Here is a 17,127-nt window from a genome sequence, read left to right on the forward strand (position 1 = left end):
GTGCCTCAATTCCGCGCCTTCAGGGGAGACGCCGCGGGAGAGGCGTTTCGATAAAGGGAAGATGATGTGTGTGTCTTCCGGTGCCGGACTTCAGGAGGCGCACCAAGAAAAACGGCTCTTTCCCGAAAGAGGAAAGAGCCGTTCAGTCGGCTTCGGGACGGGGAACCGCATTCCGTCCGGGAAATGCCGGTTCCTCCGTCAGGAAGAAGAGAAGAACTTACTTCGCCACGACGTTGACGAGCTTGTTCTTCACGATGATGACGCGGCGCACGGTCGCTTCGCCCACGAACTTCTTCACGTCCGGATTGGCGAGAGCGGCTTCGCGGATTTCATCTTCAGAAGCCTCGGCGGAGACGAGGATCGAGCCGCGCAGCTTGCCGTTCACCTGAACGACGAGCTTCAGTTCATCGGCCTTGATGACCTCTTCGGACCATTCAGGCCACTTGGCGTCGATGATGTCGCCCATGAGCGGGATGAAGCCGAGTTCGCCCCAGAGGCTCGTCGTGATGTGCGGCGCAACCGGGTAGAGGGTGCGAAGCAGGATCGACGCGGCTTCCTTGAGCGCTTCCTTGCCGCCCGCGGTTTCGTCGCCCTTGAAGGCGTCGATCGCGTTGAACATCTTCATGCAGGCAGAAACAACGGTGTTGTACTGCATGCGGCCGTAGTCGAATTCCGCCTGGCGGAGCGCCGAGTGGATTTCGCGGCGCAGATGCCGGGCTTCGTGGCTCATTTCGCCCGTGTAGGCTTCAACCGCCGGAGCGGCGATGATTTCCTCGCGGTGCGCATAGGCCCAGGCCCAGACGCGGCGAAGGAAGCGGAAGGTGCCTTCCGCGCCCGAATTCGACCAGGCGGCGGACTGATCAGGGGGACCGGCGAACATCACGAAGCTGCGGGCCGTATCGGCGCCGAACTTGTTGATGATGTCGCGCGGCTCAACCACGTTGCACTTCGACTTCGACATCTTTTCGATGCCGCCCAGTACCACGGGTTCGCCGTCTTCCTTCGAGATGGCGCCGACGGGGCGGCCCTTCTCGTCGTACTGAACCTCGACTTCATCGGGGTAGTACCAGCGGCGGTGCCCGTCCGGGAGATCCCGGTAGTAGCACTCGGCCATCAGCATGCCCTGCGTGAAGAGGTTCTTGAAGGGTTCGTCGTACTTGACGAGCCCGAAGTCGCGCATGACCTTCGTCCAGAAGCGGGCGTAGAGGAGATGCAGAACCGCGTGCTCGATGCCGCCGATGTACTGATCCATCGGCATCCAGTAGTCGGCGCGCTTGTCGACCATGCCCGTCGTGCAGTCGGGCGAGCAGTAGCGCTGGAAGTACCACGAGGAGTCGACGAAGGTGTCCATCGTGTCGGTTTCGCGTTCAGCGTCGCCGCCGCACTTCGGGCACTTGACGTTCTTCCAGGCGTCGCACTTGGCAAGGGGGTTGCCGGATCCGTCCGGAACGAGGTCCTCGGGGAGGACGACCGGCAGATCTTCATCGGGCACCGGCACCGGGCCGCAGTGCGGGCAGTTGATCATCGGGATGGGCGTGCCCCAGTAGCGCTGGCGGGAAATGCCCCAGTCGCGCAGGCGGAACTTCACTTCCTTGTGCCCGAGGCCCTTCTTCTCGAGGGCGGCGGCAATGGCGTCGATCGCCTCGTGAAGGCCGAGACCGTTGAATTCGCCCGAGTTGACGAGGTGCGTTTCAAGCGTCTTGTCGCCGTACCATTCCTGCCAGGCGTCGGTCGAGAAGGTTTCGCCTTCAACCGCAACAACCTGCTTGATGGGGAGGCCGAACTTCTTCGCAAAGGCGAAGTCGCGTTCGTCGTGCGCAGGCACGGCCATGACGGCGCCTTCGCCGTAGCCCATGAGGACGTAGTTGGCGATCCACACTTCGACGGGTTCGCCCGTGAGCGGGTGCTTGACATGGAAGCCCGTGGGGACGCCCTTCTTTTCCATCGTCGCCATGTCGGCTTCGGAGAAGCTCCCCTTGGCGCATTCGGCGATGAAGGCCTGCAGGTCGGGGCGGTCCTTCGCAAGATAGGTGGCGAGCGGGTGTTCGGCAGCGATCGCAACGAAGGTGACGCCCATCAGCGTGTCGGCACGGGTCGTGTAGACGTTGAGAAGCTTCGCTTCGCCCCTCAGTTCATAGGGGAAGGAAAGCGTGACGCCTTCAGAGCGGCCGATCCAGTGCTCCTGCATGCGGCGCACCTGTTCGGGCCAGCCGTCGAGCTGCTTCAGGTCGTCGAGGAGTTCCTGCGCGTACTGCGTGATCCCGAGGTAGTAGCCCGGAATTTCGCGCTTTTCAACGATCGCGCCCGAACGCCAGCCGCGGCCTTCGATCACCTGTTCGTTGGCGAGAACGGTCTTGTCGACCGGGTCCCAGTTGACGATCTGGGTCTTGCGGTAGGCAATGCCCTTTTCGAGCATGCGCAGAAAGAGCCACTGGTTCCAGCGGTAGTAGTCGGGCTTGCAGGTGGCGACTTCGCGCGACCAGTCGAAGGCGAGGCCGAGAGGCTCCATCTGAGCCTTCATGTCGGCGATGTTGCTGTAAGTCCACTTCGCGGGGGCGACCTTCTTCGAGAGCGCCGCATTTTCCGCGGGCAGACCGAAGGCGTCCCAGCCCATCGGGGTCATGACGTTGTAGCCCTTCATGCGGTGGAAGCGGTACATGACGTCGTTGAGGGTGTAGTTGCGGACGTGGCCCATATGGAGCTTGCCGCTCGGGTAGGGCAGCATGGAGCACACGTAGAACTTGGGCTTCGGATGGCCTTCGGCGTCGAGCGCCTCTTCATGGGCGCGATAAACGTCGCCGGCCTTCCACATCGCCTGAACTTCGGATTCGACCTCCTGGGGGGAGTATGTCTCGCGCATAACGCTCTTTATCCAGTGTGAGTTGTGGGTGGAGAAAAATAACAGGAAAGTATAGCCCGAGCGGGCAGGGCTTCGCGCCGTTCGAGGCCCGTCGGAGAGCGCTCCGGCGAAGAGTTTTGCCCGAGCTCAGACGCGCTTCGAAGTTCTTTCCCGGACGGTTAAAATCGCTTTTCCCGTTTTGAAGCATTCCGTTTATTCGAGTCATGCCGTCTGATCTTCTTGAGAACCTCAACCCCAAACAGCTCGAGGCCGTCACCGCCCCCGAGGAATCCGTTCTGATCCTTGCGGGCGCGGGCTCGGGCAAAACCCGGGTCCTCACAACCCGGGTTGCCTGGCTTCTTGAGGAGCATCTCGCCACCACTTCGGAAATCCTTGCCGTCACCTTCACCAATAAGGCTGCAAAGGAAATGGTGACGCGTCTGGAATCAATGCTTCCCTACGATCTGAAGCGCATGTGGATCGGCACCTTCCACGGTCTCTGCAACCGGATTCTGCGCCGGCACGCCGAATATGCGGGCCTCCCGAAGAGCTTTCAGATCATCGACAGCGCCGATCAGCTCGCCATGGTGAAGCGCATCATGAAGGCGGCCAATGTGGATCCGGAACGGACGGATCCGAGGTCCGTCACCTCCTTCATCAACTGGATGAAGGAGCAGGGCGTGCGGGCCGCGCATTCGGGTTCGATCGGCGGCGCCGACAATTCGACCAAGGTGGATCTCTACCGCGCCTATGAGAGCGAATGCCAGAAGCAGGGCGTCGTCGACTTTGCCGAACTTCTTCTTCGCTGCTACGAGCTCCTTGAAAGAAACGAGCTCGTGCGCGTTCATTACCAGCAGCGCTTCCGCCACATCTTGGTCGACGAATTCCAGGATACGAACGTGCTGCAGTACCGTTGGCTCAAGCTCCTTGCGGGCACGGGGCTCGGTCCTGACGGGGGGGCGCTTAATTCCGTCTTTGCCGTGGGCGACGACGATCAGTCGATCTATGCCTTCCGCGGCGCGAATGTCGGCAACATGACCGACTTCATCAAGGATTTTCACGTCAAGAATCCCATCCGCCTCGAACAGAACTACCGCTCGACCAAGGCGATTCTCGATGCCGCTAACGGGCTGATTGAGCAGAACGAGGGGCGGCTCGGCAAAAACCTCTGGACGGCCGGCGACAGCGGCGAAAAGATCACCGTAAAGGAGCTCGATACCGATATCGAGGAAGCGCGCTGGGTGGCCGACCAGATGGAAAACGCTCGCCATAAGGGGGCGAAGTGGCGCGACTTTGCGGTTCTCTACCGCACGAACGCGCAGTCGCGCTCGATTGAAACGGAGCTTTCCGGCCGCGGCATTCCCTACCGCGTCTACGGGGGCCTGCGCTTCTTCGAGCGCGCTGAAGTGAAGAACGTGCTCGGATACCTGCGCATGATCACGAACCCCTGGGACGACACGAGCTTCCTGCGCGTGGTCAACACCCCCACCCGCGGAATCGGCGCCAAGTCGATTGAGGTCCTCCAGAATGCAGCGCGCGAAAGAGGCATCTCCCTCTGGGCGGCCCTCACCGACCGCATGATCGAAAAGCCAGCCAAGCTTATGGCATTTGAAAACCTCATCACCCAGATGAGGATTGCTGCGGACGGGATGCCTCTCCTTGAAGCCATCAACCACGTCATCAAGGCTTCCGGTCTGGAGGAAGCGGCACGGAAGGAGAAGGAGGGCGACGATCGCGTTGAGAACATGCGTGAAGTGATTTCAGCCGCGAAGGGCTGGCTTGAAAACGAAAAGGTGGAGCTCAATCACCCGGCCTTTGCGCCGGTGAGCGACGATTCGCCTTCGCCCATGGAAGGGTTCCTCACGCAGGCGACGCTTGAGGCCGGCGACAGGAACGAGAATGCCGACCAGGATGCCGTGCAGCTCATGACCGTGCATTCAGCGAAGGGCCTTGAATTCCCCTGGGTCTGGATCATCGGCGCCGAGGAAGGTCTTTTCCCGCACTTCTCCGCCATCAAGACCGAATCGAAGGGAAGCAAGGGGGGCGGCATCGAGGAAGAACGCCGCCTCATGTACGTCGCCATCACGCGCGCGAAGAAGCACCTGACCTTCACGCACGCGCGCGAGCGCCTGATGTTCGGCAATGCCTTCAAAAACCCGCTTTCCTCCTTCGTGAACGAAATCCCGCAGTCGCTTCTTGACATCCGTCCGGCGAATAAGAAGAAGGTCTATCAGCCTTCCTACGAAGATGAGGATCAGGATGAAAAAGGCTGGGGCCGCTCCTGGGGGAGCTCCAGCCGTTCAGGTCGTTCACAGGGAAGAGGCGGCTACGGTTCGTCTTCTTCCTACGGGCGCTCGTCCTCGATGGGATCGGGCGACAGCATGTCCTTCCGCGGCACGGGCCAGTTTGAAGCCATGCAGAAGAAGGCTGCCGAGCAGTCGGGCTACAACAAGGGCGACGTCGTTAAGCACGATGCTTTCGGCGAAGGCGTCGTCAAGAAGTTCATCGGCACCGGCACGAGCCTCATCATTGAAATTGATTTCGGCAAAGCCGGCACCAAGGACCTGCTTCTTTCCTTCGCGCGCGACAAGCTCCATCTTGTTCGTCGCGGATCCTAGTGGAGCATGCTAGAATCCATTTCCCTTTCGCGAGAAAGATGGCGGGACCATAGTTCAACTGGATAGAACTGGCCCCTCCTAAGGGTCGGATCTGGGTTCGAGTCCCGGTGGTCCCACCACGAGCCTCTCAATGCGTTGCTCTGAGAGCGCTGAATCCCGCCAGAAATCAAAAAGCCCTGGAAGCCTGCGTCGGCTCAGGGCTTTTTTGTTGCCTGCCGTTTAAATCCCACCGCTTCGGCAGGAGTCGGCTGCCTGACGCGCAGAAGGCGCGCTGAGAGAAACGAGTGAGCGTCTCCGGGCCTCTTCGCATCAGAGCGCTTGACCTCAGCTCAGCAGAAGCTGCACCAAAGCGCTGTGCGGCAGCTCCTGATTATTGTTTTTAAGGCGTACAGGCAAAAGAAAAGGCCGGTTCCTTCGAACCAGCCTTCTCAATACATTTGGCAGGGGTAGTAGGATTCGAACCTACGTATGGCGGATTCAGAATCCGCTGCCTTAACCGGACTTGGCGATACCCCAGCGAATGTGGTGCGGTCGATGAGATTTGAACTCATATGGATTGCTCCGCTACCCCCTCAAAGTAGTGCGTCTACCAATTTCGCCACGACCGCGAAAACCTTCAAATTGTCACAACCTGATCGACCTGGCAGGGGTAGTAGGATTCGAACCTACGTATGGCGGATTCAGAATCCGCTGCCTTAACCGGACTTGGCGATACCCCAGCGAATATGGTGCGGTCGATGAGATTTGAACTCATATGGATTGCTCCGCTACCCCCTCAAAGTAGTGCGTCTACCAATTTCGCCACGACCGCGGCCCTTCAAGTTGTTCTCTGCTGATTTGTTTTTGAACTGAGGTGTTCATCAGCAGAGGAGAAGAATTCTACCTCGGAATTTGATTGACGGGGGCATTATTTTGATTGTTGGGCATCCCCTGTTCTTGGGATGCCGGCTGCTCGACCGTCGAAAGAACGCCGCCCTGGGGGACGGAGGCGCGCTTGTTGAAGGCGCCGGAGGCGAGCGTAAGGGCAATGGTGGAGCAGAAGAAGACCGTAGCGGCAATGGCGGTGGAGCGCGAGAGGAAATTCGCGCTGCCCGTGGCGCCGAAAACGGAGCCGGAGGCGCCGCTGCCGAAGGCTGCGCCGAGATCGGCGCCCTTGCCGTGCTGCATCAGCACGAGGACGATGACGACGACGGCTGAGATGATCTGCAGAACAAGCGCAATGCTGAGCAGGAAGTGCATGGTTCTCTAAACCTTTAATGCTTGGAAAAAAGTGGGGTGAAATCAGGGTCTGGCCGCAGAGAGCGCTTCGCCGATGCTGTAGAAGCTCTGTGCGTTGAGAGAGGCGCCGCCGACAAGCGCGCCGTCAATGTCGGCTTCGGCAAAGAGCGAAGCCGCATTTTCAGGCGTGACGCTGCCGCCGTAAAGAATCGGCGTGAGCTTGCCCGCTTCCGGAGCCGCCTGCACGAGGCGCGCGCGGATGCCGGCATGCACGGTCTGAGCCGTTGCAGGATCCGCAGAGCGGCCGGTGCCGATCGCCCAGACGGGTTCATAGGCAATCGCGCCGATGCTTTCGGGCTTCAGAACCGCGAGGACGGCATTGAGCTGACGGAGAATGACGGCGGGCGTCTCCCCGCGTTCGCGTTCCTCGAGCGTTTCGCCCACGCAGATGACGGGGCGAATGCCGTTCTTCACGAGCGTAACGGCCTTCATGGCGACGCGGTTGTCCGTTTCGCCGTATAGGCGACGTCTTTCGGAGTGGCCGACGATGGCGAACCGAATGCCGAAGTCCGCGAGCATTGCCGCAGAGACTTCGCCCGTGAAGGCGCCGGAGGAATTTTCATTCACGTCTTCGGCGCCGATTTCAATCGAGGTATCCCGGCAGGCTTCAGTGAGCCCGGGAAGATAAATGAAGGGCGCGCAGACAACCGTGCGGCAGGAAAGGCGCACAGGTTCCGCAAGGAAGTTTTTAACCCAGAGGGCATTGGCTTCCCGACTGCCGTTCATCTTCCAGTTGGCTATGACGATTCGTTCGCGCATGAAGTATTCGTAGTCTCTCTAAAGCGGGAAAAAATTCCCGGATTCCGCAGGGGATAAAGAATAATTCTAGCTTCTTTGTCCCCGGCGGGGCTTATGCGTGGAAAAGCCGGCGTGCGTCTTTCTCGAGACGCAGGGCCGGCTTGAAGCTGCAGGCGCTGCAGACATTTGCGGCGGGTGAAGGATCAGAAAAGCTCCCTTCCCGCCGGAGTCAAACGTTACTGCTGCTGGGCGCCTTCATCGCGCAGAAGCGCCTTCATGGAAAGACGAACGCGGCCCTTCTCGTCGGCTTCGATGACCTTCACGCGGACCTTCTGGCCTTCCTTCAGGTAGTCGGAAACGGCGTTGACGCGCTCGTTGGCGATCTGGCTGATGTGGAGGAGACCGTCCTTGCCCGGGAGGAGCTGAACGATGGCGCCAAAGTCGAGGAGGCGCGTAACCGTGCCTTCATAGATCTGGCCGGCTTCAACTTCCGCCGTGATGTCCTCGATGCGCTTACGGGCAGCAGCAACGCGGGCCATGTCGGGCGAGGAGATCGTGACGGTGCCGTCGTCCTCAACATTGATGGTCGTGCCGGTTTCCTCGGTGAGCGCGCGGATCACGGAGCCGCCCTTGCCGATCACGTCGCGGATCTTTTCCGGATTGATCTTGAAGGAGACCATGCGCGGAGCAAAGTCGGAGAGCTCCTTCGCGCCGCCGCCGGCCATGTCGTGCATGCGGCCGAGGATGTGCTGACGGCCTTCATGCGCCTGCGCGAGGGCGGCCTGCATGATTTCAGCCGTGATGCCTTCGATCTTGATGTCCATCTGGAGCGCGGTCACGCCGTTTTCCGTGCCGGCAACCTTGAAGTCCATGTCGCCCAGGTGATCCTCGTCGCCGAGAATATCGGTGAGGACGGCAAAGCGGTTGCCTTCCTTGATGAGGCCCATCGCGACGCCGGCGACGTAGTCCTTCAGCGGAACGCCGGCATCGAGCATCGAGAGGCAGCCGCCGCAGACGGAAGCCATCGAGGAGGAGCCGTTCGATTCGCAGATTTCGGAAACAACGCGGATCGTGTACTGGAAGTCTTCAGCAGAGGGAAGAACAGCCTTCAGAGCGCGCTTGGCGAGACGGCCGTGGCCGATTTCGCGGCGCTTCGGGGAGCCGACGCGGCCCGTTTCGCCCGTGGCGAACGGGGGCATGTTGTAGTGGAGCATGAAGCGGTCGTGCGACTCTTCGCAGAGACCGTCGATGATCTGCTCATCCTGCTTCGTACCGAGGGTCGTTGTGACGAGCGCCTGGGTTTCGCCGCGGGTGAAGAGGGCGGAGCCGTGGGTGCGCGGGAGCACGCCCTGACGGATTTCGATCGGGCGGACCGTGCGGGTGTCGCGGCCGTCGATGCGGGGTTCGCCGGCGAGAATCTGCGAGCGGACGAGGTGGGCTTCGAGTTCGAAGAGAATGCCGTGAACTTCGTTCATGTCGGGCGCTTCGGTGCCGGCCGCTTCAGCGTCGGCGGCGAGCGTCTTCTCGACGAGTTCATAGACTTCGCGGAGCTTGTCGTTGCGGGCCTGCTTCGAGCGGATCGCATAGGCGGCGTGGAGGCCTTCGTTGGAGATCTCGGTCACGCGGGCGATGAGCGCCTCATTGCGGGCGGGCGGCTGCCAATCCCAGGCGGGCTTGCCGGCCTTCGCGACGAGTTCGTTGATCGCCTTGATGGCGGTCTGCATTTCGCGGTGGCCGAACATCACGGCGTCGAGCATCGTCTTTTCGGGAAGGATGTCGGCTTCGGATTCAACCATCAGAACAGCGCGTTCCGTGCCGGCGACGACGAGGTCGAGGCGCGAGGTCTTCAGCTCTTCAGTGGTCGGGTTGAGAACGAACTGGTCGTTGATGTAGCCCACGCGGCAGGCGCCGATCGGACCGCGGAAGGGGATGCCGGAAACGGCGAGGGCGGCGGAGGTGCCGATCATCGCGGGGATGTCCGGATCAACCTGCGGGTCGGCGGAGAGAACGTGAATGATGACCTGAACTTCATTGAAGAATCCGTCCGGAAAGAGCGGGCGGATCGGGCGGTCAATGAGGCGGCTCGTGAGGGTTTCCTTTTCAGAGGGACGTCCTTCGCGCTTGAAGAAGCCGCCGGGGATGCGGCCGGCCGCGTAGGTCTTTTCAATGTAGTCGACGGTAAGCGGGAAGAAGTCCTGGCCGGGCTTGGCTTCCTTCTTGCAGACGACGGTGGCGAGAACCACGGTGTCGTCCATGCGGCAGACGACGGCGCCGGTGGCCTGACGGGCGATTTCGCCGGTTTCAAGCGTGACGTCGTGATTGCCGAACCGGAAGGACTGCGTTGCTTTATTGAACATCGTCATGAGTAATGCTTCCTTATTTCTCTGGGAGGATGTCTTTTCGCTGACGTTCCATTTCTTCCCGCTTTCGCCGGCGGTTCGGATTTGAATCGCCGGCACGCTGCGGTTTGAGCATTCACGCTTGAGGAAAGTAAGTGCTCAAATCGCAACGCGCTTGGGTGGAAGGCAGGAGGATCCGGAGGGTGTTCGTCAACGATCAGACGGGGTTGGCAGATAGGACGACGGCCTGTCGAAATCGGCAGGCCGTTGTCTTGAGAATCTCTTCGAGCTTACTTGCGCAGATTGAGCGTGTCGATCAGCTTGCGGTAGGCGTTAAGATCGGTGCGCTTCAGGTAGTCAAGGAGCTTGCGGCGGCGCGAAACCATGCGGAGCAGGCCGCGGCGGCTGTGATGATCCTTGGCGTGGACCTTGAAGTGATCCGTGAGGTGATTGATGCGGGCCGTAAGAAGGGCCACCTGGACCTCGGGAGAGCCAGTGTCGCCTTCGGCGCGCTGGAACTTGGCAACGATCTCAGACTTGGTCAGTTCAGACATGGATATTCCTGTCAAAGAGATGGTAAAACTTGCGGACACGAGCGTTGTGACTCGAGCCGTGAAAGCGGGCATTTTATCTGCCTCACGGGCGCCATGCAAGCAAAATGCATTGTTTTTTCATCATGACGCCCTGAGACGGAAATTTTGTTGAGTATTAGCGGTCGTCTGACTTGCGGAAGCGCTTTTCGAGCCAGGAGATGAAGCGCGAAATGGTGAGCGTCATCACGAGGTAGAGAATCGCAACGCAGGTCCAGATTTCAAGCGTGCCGTAGGTTTCAGCAATGATGAGCTGGCCGGAGCGCGTGAGTTCCTCAAAGCCGATGACGGAAACGAGCGAGGAGTCCTTCAGCATGGCGATGAATTCATTGCCCATCGGCGGGATGATGCGCTTGAAGGCCTGCGGCAGGATGATGTAGCGCATCGTCTGGGTGTTCGTCATGCCGAGCGAGAGGCCGGCGCGGTACTGGCCGAGCGAAATCGACTGAATGCCGCCGCGGAAGATTTCCGCAATGTAGGCGCCCGAGTTGAGCGAGCAGGCCGCAACGGCCGCCACATAAGGATCAATGCGGTGCCCCACGATGTTGGGGAGCGCAAAGTAGATGATGAAGATCTGAATGAGGAGCGGCGTGCCGCGGATGAAGTCGACGTAGACCTTCGCGGGAATGCTGAGGAACGGACTTTTCGAGAGCTGCAGGAGCGAGAGCAGAAGGCCGAGAAGCAGACCAATGCCTACGGAGAGCGCGGTGATTTCAAGCGTGAGGCCTGCGCCGCGCAGAAGGAGCGGGAAGCTCGAGGCAATGAGGGAGAGATCAAATTCCATGGTGTTTCTATAGAGACTGATCAGTGCCGGAGGTCCGCCGGCTGTGGGAAAAACGGATGAATCATCATCCGGGCTCTGTTTGATTGAGTGAGCTGAAGCATGCCTGAGGAAAACATGCTCAGCTTCCGGCTTTGGTCCGGCCGCGGCATTCTATATGACGCCGGCATCGCGTTCGCGAAAAGAACGTCGATGCCGGGGAAATGCCTGTCTCAGGGACTTCCCCGACAGGTCTTGCTGGCGCGCGCGAGCGGCGTCCGAGGGATTATTCCTGGAACCACTTGCTGTAGATCTTATCGACTTCACCCGAAGCCTTCAGATCTGCATAGGCCTTGTTGAGCTTCTCGAGGAGCTGGGTGTTCCCCTTCTTCACGGCAAAGCCGAAGCTCTCAGCATCGGCGATGTAGGCCGGAATCGTGAGAACCTTCGCGGCGCGTTCCTGGTTCTTGAGGTAGTAGGCGAGCACCGGGCGGTCGAGCACGACGGCGTCGGAGTTGCCGGACATCAGATCCATGAAGGCTTCGCTCGTGGTATTGAAGCTAGAAACCTTGGCGCCCGGGATCGTCTTGGCCTTTTCAGCCCCCGTGGTGCCGATCTGAACGGCAAGGTTCGTGTTCTTCAGATCGTCGAAGGTCTTGTACTTCCCGACGTTCTTTTTCTGAATGAGCATCGAGAGGCCGGACGTGTAGTAGGGCGTCGTGAAGTCGACGCGCTTCTGGCGTTCGGGCGTGATGGAAACGCCCGCGGCGATTACGTCGATCGTGCCCGTCATGACGGCCGGGACGAGGGCGTCAAAGCCCATATTGAGGATTTCGACGTCGTAGCCCGCCTTGTCGCCAACAGCGCGGATGAGATCCATGTCGAAGCCCGTGTATTCCTTCGTCTTCGTATCGAGGAATTCGAAGGGCGCAAAAGTGGGCTCAGTGCCGACGCGCAGCAGGTCGCGGGCTTCACCGATCGAAGCGGCAAGACCGCAGGCAACTGCACAGGCGCAGACGACAAAATTCTTGAACTGCATGACTGAATCTCCGGAAGTGGTTTCTCGTTCGTTTTCCGGATGCCCGTTGCTGGCGGATAAACCGGATCATATTTCCGGGGATCATAGCGGGCGGCCGGCTTCGGTCTGCGCGCAATGTCGTCTCTTCTTGTCCCAACCGGAATTACGATGGTTTTCCTTGAGGATTCATGCGATTAAAGCGCGAGAATGGCCGTGCTATTGGCGGATTTGGTCGACAAAAAGACGCACTCAGGAAGCGGAGTCCGCAGGCGCCGCTTCTGCTGCTTCCCGGCGCCAGGCGGGAGTGCTTTTGGATTTCTTTTCGGCAATGTCGAGGATGCGGTTGTGTTCTGCCAGCTCCTCTGCATTGGCGCGGATGATGACGCAGTCCTCCTCCTTCGGCATCGGAGGGAGATTGTCGATGTCTTCATTCACGAGCGTGAGCGTGTCCTGCCCGCGGGTGAGGGAAATGTAGACCTCGGCAAGCAGCTCCGCGTCAAGGAGCGCCCCGTGGAGCGTGCGGTTGGAGTTGTCGATCTCGTAGTAGCGGCAGAGCGCGTCAAGGCTTACGGCGCGTCCGGGGAGAAGCTTCTTGGCGAGCTTGACCGTATCGATGACGTCGCAGTAGTCCTCGATCTGGCCCTTCCCGATGCGTTCGAGCTCCATATTGAGGAAGCCCGTATCGAATGCGGCATTGTGGATGACGAGCGTCGAATCCCGGACGAAGTCGAGGAACTCATCCGCAATTTCAGCGAATTTCGGCTTGTCGGCAAGAAATTCCGTCGTGATGCCGTGAATGGCGACGGCGTCCTCGGGCACCTCCCGCTCCGGATTGATGAAGATCTGAAGGTGGTTTTCCTTGGTGCTCTTCATGACGCGGCCGTCAAGCGCCACGCAGCCGATTTCAATAATGCGGTCGCCGCCTTTGGCATTGAGGCCCGTGGTTTCGGTATCAAGCGTAATCAGACGATTTCTGGCGGCCATAAAGTTCACCCGTGGGAGAAAAGGAAGATCGGGAAGCGAGAAAAATTGTAGCCGCGCAGAACGTCAGTCTTCGTCGCACGGAAAACAAAAAAGCCCGGCAGAACTTTCTGTCGGGCTTGACGTCTTTCGTCTGGAGCGGGCGAAGGGAGTCGAACCCTCGTCATCAGCTTGGGAAGCTGAGGTAATGGCCGTTATACGACGCCCGCTTCGCGCGCCTTGATGAGACCAACTCATCAAGATAAGCAATTCTGGCGGAAGGAGAGGGATTCGAACCCTCGATACGGAATTTCCGTATGCCGCCTTTCCAGGGCGGTACAATCAACCACTCTGCCATCCTTCCATGAATGTCCTCAGACGCATTGATCCGGCCCGTGGTGATTGGGTATCGAATCGCGAGGGCAGTGCCCTGAACTGAGGAAGCGGAATGTAGCATGTCCCTTTTTAATTTGTCAAGTTTTTTCCTGCAAACGGGCTGAATTTCTTCCTGCGGCGAAGAATCCGGGCTTTGTTTTCCATCGGCGATATCCTTTTATGAGCTTGAAAATCTTTAATTTTCAGTGTGCAAACGGCCACGTTTTCGAGGCGTGGATCCGCAGCGACCGCGCGGAAGATCTGCCCGAAGTTTGTCCTGCATGCGGCGACGGGACGCTTCGGAAGCTTCCGTCGGCAGCAAAGATACGGCCGGTGGAAGGAACGACGAGAAGCGATGTTGAAGAGGATCTCACGGTGAGAGACGCCCGGAAAGCACGCGAGCTCGGGGAGACACTGAGAGCGCAGGCGCTCGGCATTATGCGCGAGGTCGCGAGAAAAGCCGAGGATGTCGGTGAAGCCTTCCCGGAAACCGTGCGGAATATGGAAAAAGGGAGTGTTCCCAAGAAGCTCGTGCGCGGCACCTGCACGCCGCTCGAAGCAGCGGACCTGCGCGCGGAGGGAATCGACGTCGTTGATCTGCCCGAAGAGGCGGTCGACACGCTCAATTAAGATTCGCCCCACTTTCCTGCCGCTAAAATCCTCCTGCCCGCCGGAGTGTGGAAAGATCCTTCATTTGAGCGGCCGGCGTGATGCTTTATTCAATCGAGCGACATTTTCTTATGCAGCAGTTTCCTCCCGTCAATGAAGTCAGGCCTTACGGCGTTGTTGATCTCACCGATCAGAGCACGATGCTTCTGGTGCTTGAGGAGCTCGGCATCGCGCACCTGCAGGATGAATGGCTGAGGACGCATACCCCTGAAGCGCCGGATGCCGCACAGGCCGCTGAGCAGCATAAGGAGTTCTTTGAGGATCTCTGCGCCATTCTCGAAGGAAAGGCCGGTCCCGATCGGGTGGAGCCCAACGGCTGGGCAGGCGTGAGGCTTGCTGAGCACCTGAGAGCCGCCATGCCGGAGGTTCTTGCCCGGGCGCTTGCTGAAGCCGGAAAGGAAAGCGATCCTTCGCGCGCGTCGGATCACGATGTCGTCGCAGCGGCCCTCCAGGCTTTTGAAGCCTCGCTCTCGCGGCTTTCGCTACATCAGGAAAAAATCAAAACGGAAGGCGCTCAGGCAGATCCCGCTGAATACATTCAGCTCATGATCGGCTGGTCCGGAGTCTTCTCCGGAAAGGCAGAGTCGCTTAAGCTTTCCGACCTATATATGCCTTACCTGTAAGGAGGTACGGCTAGGCCTGAGGATTTGAGGGCAAATGCCTATTGCCGTGGCCTTGCATCAATAAAAAACGAATTCCTAACGGTCCGACATCTTCGCTTACAGTGCGGCTGATGGGTAAACTTCGGCTAGACGCTACGAAAAGTCTGCTTGTTTTCGATAAGAGCGAATACCTCTAGGGGATTACGATAATAATTACCTCTTTTGGCGAAGGCTGAGCGAGGCTCATTCCTCATCACTCACTCGAAAGCGACGGTTCTTTTCCCTCTGGCGTTGTCCCATCCACAACCAAAGGAAAAGATCGTTATGGAAACGCTGAACGGGGTGAATGCACTCACCATCGTATTCGCCGCTCTATGCATCTTTGCAATCGCATACCGCTTCTACGGCTTATGGATTGCTCAGAAGGTGCTCAACATCAATGCCGCCCGCGAAACCCCTGCCGTGCGCTTTGATGATGGCAAAGACTATGTGCCGACGAACAAGTACGTTCTCTTCGGCCACCACTTCGCCGCTATTGCTGCCGCCGGTCCCCTTCTCGGGCCCGTTCTTGCCGCGCAGTTCGGCTATCTCCCGGGCCTGCTCTGGATTCTGATCGGCTGTGTTCTCGCGGGCGGCGTGCACGACATGGTCGTGCTCTTCTGCTCGGTGCGTCACCGCGGCAATTCGCTCGCCTACATTGCGAGCCAGGAAATCGACTCCACGACGGGCCGAGTTGCTGCCTGGGCGGTGCTCGCGATTCTGATCCTCACGCTTGCAGGTCTTTCGATTGCGGTCGTCAACGCGATGCACAACTCGCTCTGGTCGACCTACACCGTGGCGGCGACCATTCCGATCGCCATCCTGATGGGCCTCTACATGCAGGTCTGGCGCAAGGGCGACGTCTCGGGCGCCACGATCATGGGCGTCGTGCTCCTCTTCCTCTGCATTCTTTCGGGTCCGTGGGTTGCCTCGCACCCCGAATACTTCGGCTTCCTTGACATCGACAAGCCCGAGATGAGTCTTCTCATCCCGATCTACGGCTTCTTTGCCTCGGTCCTTCCGGTGTGGCTCCTGCTCCTGCCGCGCGACTATCTCTCGACCTTCCTTAAGATCGGCACGATCGGCGCGCTCGCGATCGGCATCGCCTTCGTGATGCCCAACTTCAACATGCCGCCCCTCACGGAATTCATCCACGGCGGCGGCCCGATCATCGGCGGCCCGGTGATTCCGTTCCTCTTCATCACGATTGCCTGCGGCGCGCTTTCGGGCTTCCATGCCACGATCGGCACGGGCACGACCCCGAAGATGATCGGCAATGAAAAGGACGTCCTCTTCGTCGGCTACGGCGCCATGCTCATGGAAGGCTTCGTTGCCATCATGGCTCTCGTTGCCGCCTGCGTTCTCGTTCCTGCCGACTACTTCGCGATCAACGCTCCGGCCGACAAGTTCGCCAAGCTCGGCATGTCCGTCGTCGAACTCCCGCAGCTCGAGGCTGAAGTTCAGGAAAGCCTGATGGCCCGCCCGGGCGGCTCGGTGTCGCTCGCCGTCGGCATGGCTCACATCTTCTCGAAGATTCCGTTCATGGAAAGCCTGATGGCGTACTGGTATCACTTCGCCATCATGTTCGAGGCCGTCTTCATCCTGACTGCTGTTGACGCCGGCACCCGCGTGGGCCGCTTCTTCCTGCAGGAAATGATGGGCAAGGTCTGGCCGAAGTTCGGCGACAAGGAATGGTGGCCCGGCATTGTGATCACTTCGGCGATCTTCACGGGTACCTGGGGCTATCTCGTCTGGTCGGGCGACATCGGTTCGATCTGGCCGCTCTTCGGCATCTGCAACCAGCTTCTCGCCTCCGTGACGCTCCTGATCGGCACGACCGTCATCATGCGCATGAACAAGGTGAAGTACGCCTGGGTGACGGGTGCTCCCGGCATCCTGATGACCATCATCACGTTCTGGGCCGGTCTCTGGCTGATCTTCAATCAGTACCTGCCCAACGGCCAGATGCTGCTCGCATTCCTCTCCGCGCTCATCATGGTTCTGATGCTCTTCGTGATCATCGGCGTGCTGCGCCGCTGGGTGGCTCTGCTCAACATCCATACGACCGTCAAGGACTCGTACGGCGTTGAGGTGAAGACCATCGTTGAGGAATAACCTCATGACGCATGAGCCCGGGAAGCGCCGCTTTCCGGGTCTCTGAAGCTACGAAGCGCTCTCCGGGCTCAATCCCGCGGGAGCGCTTTTTTTCGTGTGCCCGGCATGGGCGATTTCTATAGGGTGAAAGTCCCGATGAGCAGGAGGTAGTGCCAAGCTCACAGCCAGAGGCAAGGGTGTCCGTCGT

Annotated in this window: 12 protein-coding genes and 5 tRNA genes; 5 read left to right on the forward strand and 12 right to left on the reverse strand. The window is 59.4% G+C overall.

All coding sequences use genetic code 11. The annotated features are described in order from the left end of the window. Positions 1 to 217: 217 nt before the first annotated feature. Complete coding sequence (leuS, locus tag GBM95_RS03615; protein WP_152157837.1) at positions 218 to 2,860, reverse strand: leucine--tRNA ligase; 2,643 nt, start codon at positions 2,858 to 2,860, stop codon at positions 218 to 220. 203 nt (positions 2,861 to 3,063) lie between these two features. Here leuS and GBM95_RS03620 point away from each other — a divergent pair, with 203 nt between their 5' ends. Both GBM95_RS03620 and GBM95_RS03625 read left to right on the forward strand, forming a co-directional pair. Then, the gene (locus GBM95_RS03620) at positions 3,064 to 5,457 is read left to right on the forward strand and encodes an ATP-dependent helicase (RefSeq protein ID WP_152157838.1); all 2,394 of its coding nucleotides are present in this window, start codon (positions 3,064 to 3,066) and stop codon (positions 5,455 to 5,457) included. Positions 5,458 to 5,500: 43 nt separating this feature from the next. Next, positions 5,501 to 5,576, forward strand: a tRNA-Arg gene (locus GBM95_RS03625). Positions 5,577 to 5,980: 404 nt separating this feature from the next. Here GBM95_RS03625 and GBM95_RS03630 read toward each other — a convergent pair. The 11 genes from GBM95_RS03630 to GBM95_RS03680 form a co-directional block, all read right to left on the reverse strand. Beyond that, positions 5,981 to 6,065: transfer RNA gene (locus GBM95_RS03630), tRNA-Leu, on the reverse strand. Between the two features lie 118 nt (positions 6,066 to 6,183). Next, positions 6,184 to 6,268: transfer RNA gene (locus GBM95_RS03635), tRNA-Leu, on the reverse strand. A 68-nt stretch (positions 6,269 to 6,336) separates the two neighbouring features. Continuing rightward, positions 6,337 to 6,696, reverse strand: a complete 360-nt coding sequence (gene secG / locus GBM95_RS03640; protein ID WP_139687805.1) for a preprotein translocase subunit SecG — start codon at positions 6,694 to 6,696, stop codon at positions 6,337 to 6,339. Between the two features lie 42 nt (positions 6,697 to 6,738). After that, the gene (gene tpiA / locus GBM95_RS03645; RefSeq protein WP_152157839.1) at positions 6,739 to 7,494 is read right to left on the reverse strand and encodes a triose-phosphate isomerase; all 756 of its coding nucleotides are present in this window, start codon (positions 7,492 to 7,494) and stop codon (positions 6,739 to 6,741) included. Between the two features lie 215 nt (positions 7,495 to 7,709). Further along, positions 7,710 to 9,836 carry a polyribonucleotide nucleotidyltransferase gene (gene pnp / locus GBM95_RS03650; RefSeq protein ID WP_152157840.1) on the reverse strand — a complete coding sequence of 709 codons (2,127 nt, stop codon included), beginning with the start codon at positions 9,834 to 9,836 and terminating at the stop codon, positions 7,710 to 7,712. Positions 9,837 to 10,102: 266 nt separating this feature from the next. Then, positions 10,103 to 10,366, reverse strand: coding sequence for a 30S ribosomal protein S15 (gene rpsO / locus GBM95_RS03655; RefSeq protein ID WP_374042055.1), 264 nt, complete (start codon positions 10,364 to 10,366; stop codon positions 10,103 to 10,105). 154 nt (positions 10,367 to 10,520) lie between these two features. Then, positions 10,521 to 11,186 carry an amino acid ABC transporter permease gene (locus GBM95_RS03660; RefSeq protein ID WP_152157841.1) on the reverse strand — a complete coding sequence of 222 codons (666 nt, stop codon included), beginning with the start codon at positions 11,184 to 11,186 and terminating at the stop codon, positions 10,521 to 10,523. 262 nt (positions 11,187 to 11,448) lie between these two features. Next, positions 11,449 to 12,201, reverse strand: coding sequence for a basic amino acid ABC transporter substrate-binding protein (locus tag GBM95_RS03665; RefSeq protein WP_152157842.1), 753 nt, complete (start codon positions 12,199 to 12,201; stop codon positions 11,449 to 11,451). A 228-nt stretch (positions 12,202 to 12,429) separates the two neighbouring features. Next, the gene (gene dnaQ / locus GBM95_RS03670) at positions 12,430 to 13,164 is read right to left on the reverse strand and encodes a DNA polymerase III subunit epsilon (RefSeq protein ID WP_152157843.1); all 735 of its coding nucleotides are present in this window, start codon (positions 13,162 to 13,164) and stop codon (positions 12,430 to 12,432) included. 131 nt (positions 13,165 to 13,295) lie between these two features. Continuing rightward, positions 13,296 to 13,370 (reverse strand) — tRNA-Gly (locus GBM95_RS03675). Between the two features lie 43 nt (positions 13,371 to 13,413). Further along, positions 13,414 to 13,504: transfer RNA gene (locus GBM95_RS03680), tRNA-Ser, on the reverse strand. Between the two features lie 191 nt (positions 13,505 to 13,695). Here GBM95_RS03680 and GBM95_RS03685 point away from each other — a divergent pair. The 3 genes from GBM95_RS03685 (at position 13,696) to GBM95_RS03695 (ending at position 16,940) form a co-directional block, all read left to right on the forward strand. Further along, complete coding sequence (locus tag GBM95_RS03685) at positions 13,696 to 14,145, forward strand: DUF1178 family protein (protein ID WP_152157844.1); 450 nt, start codon at positions 13,696 to 13,698, stop codon at positions 14,143 to 14,145. A 110-nt stretch (positions 14,146 to 14,255) separates the two neighbouring features. Further along, positions 14,256 to 14,807: a hypothetical protein gene (locus GBM95_RS03690; RefSeq protein ID WP_152157845.1), complete on the forward strand. Its 552-nt coding sequence runs from the start codon at positions 14,256 to 14,258 to the stop codon at positions 14,805 to 14,807. 303 nt (positions 14,808 to 15,110) lie between these two features. Then, entirely contained in the window at positions 15,111 to 16,940 is a 1,830-nt protein-coding gene (locus tag GBM95_RS03695) for a carbon starvation CstA family protein (protein WP_152157846.1), read from the forward strand. Positions 16,941 to 17,127: the final 187 nt, after the last annotated feature.

The organism is Sutterella seckii, from assembly GCF_009183815.1.
Lineage (GTDB): Bacteria > Pseudomonadota > Gammaproteobacteria > Burkholderiales > Burkholderiaceae_F > Sutterella > Sutterella seckii.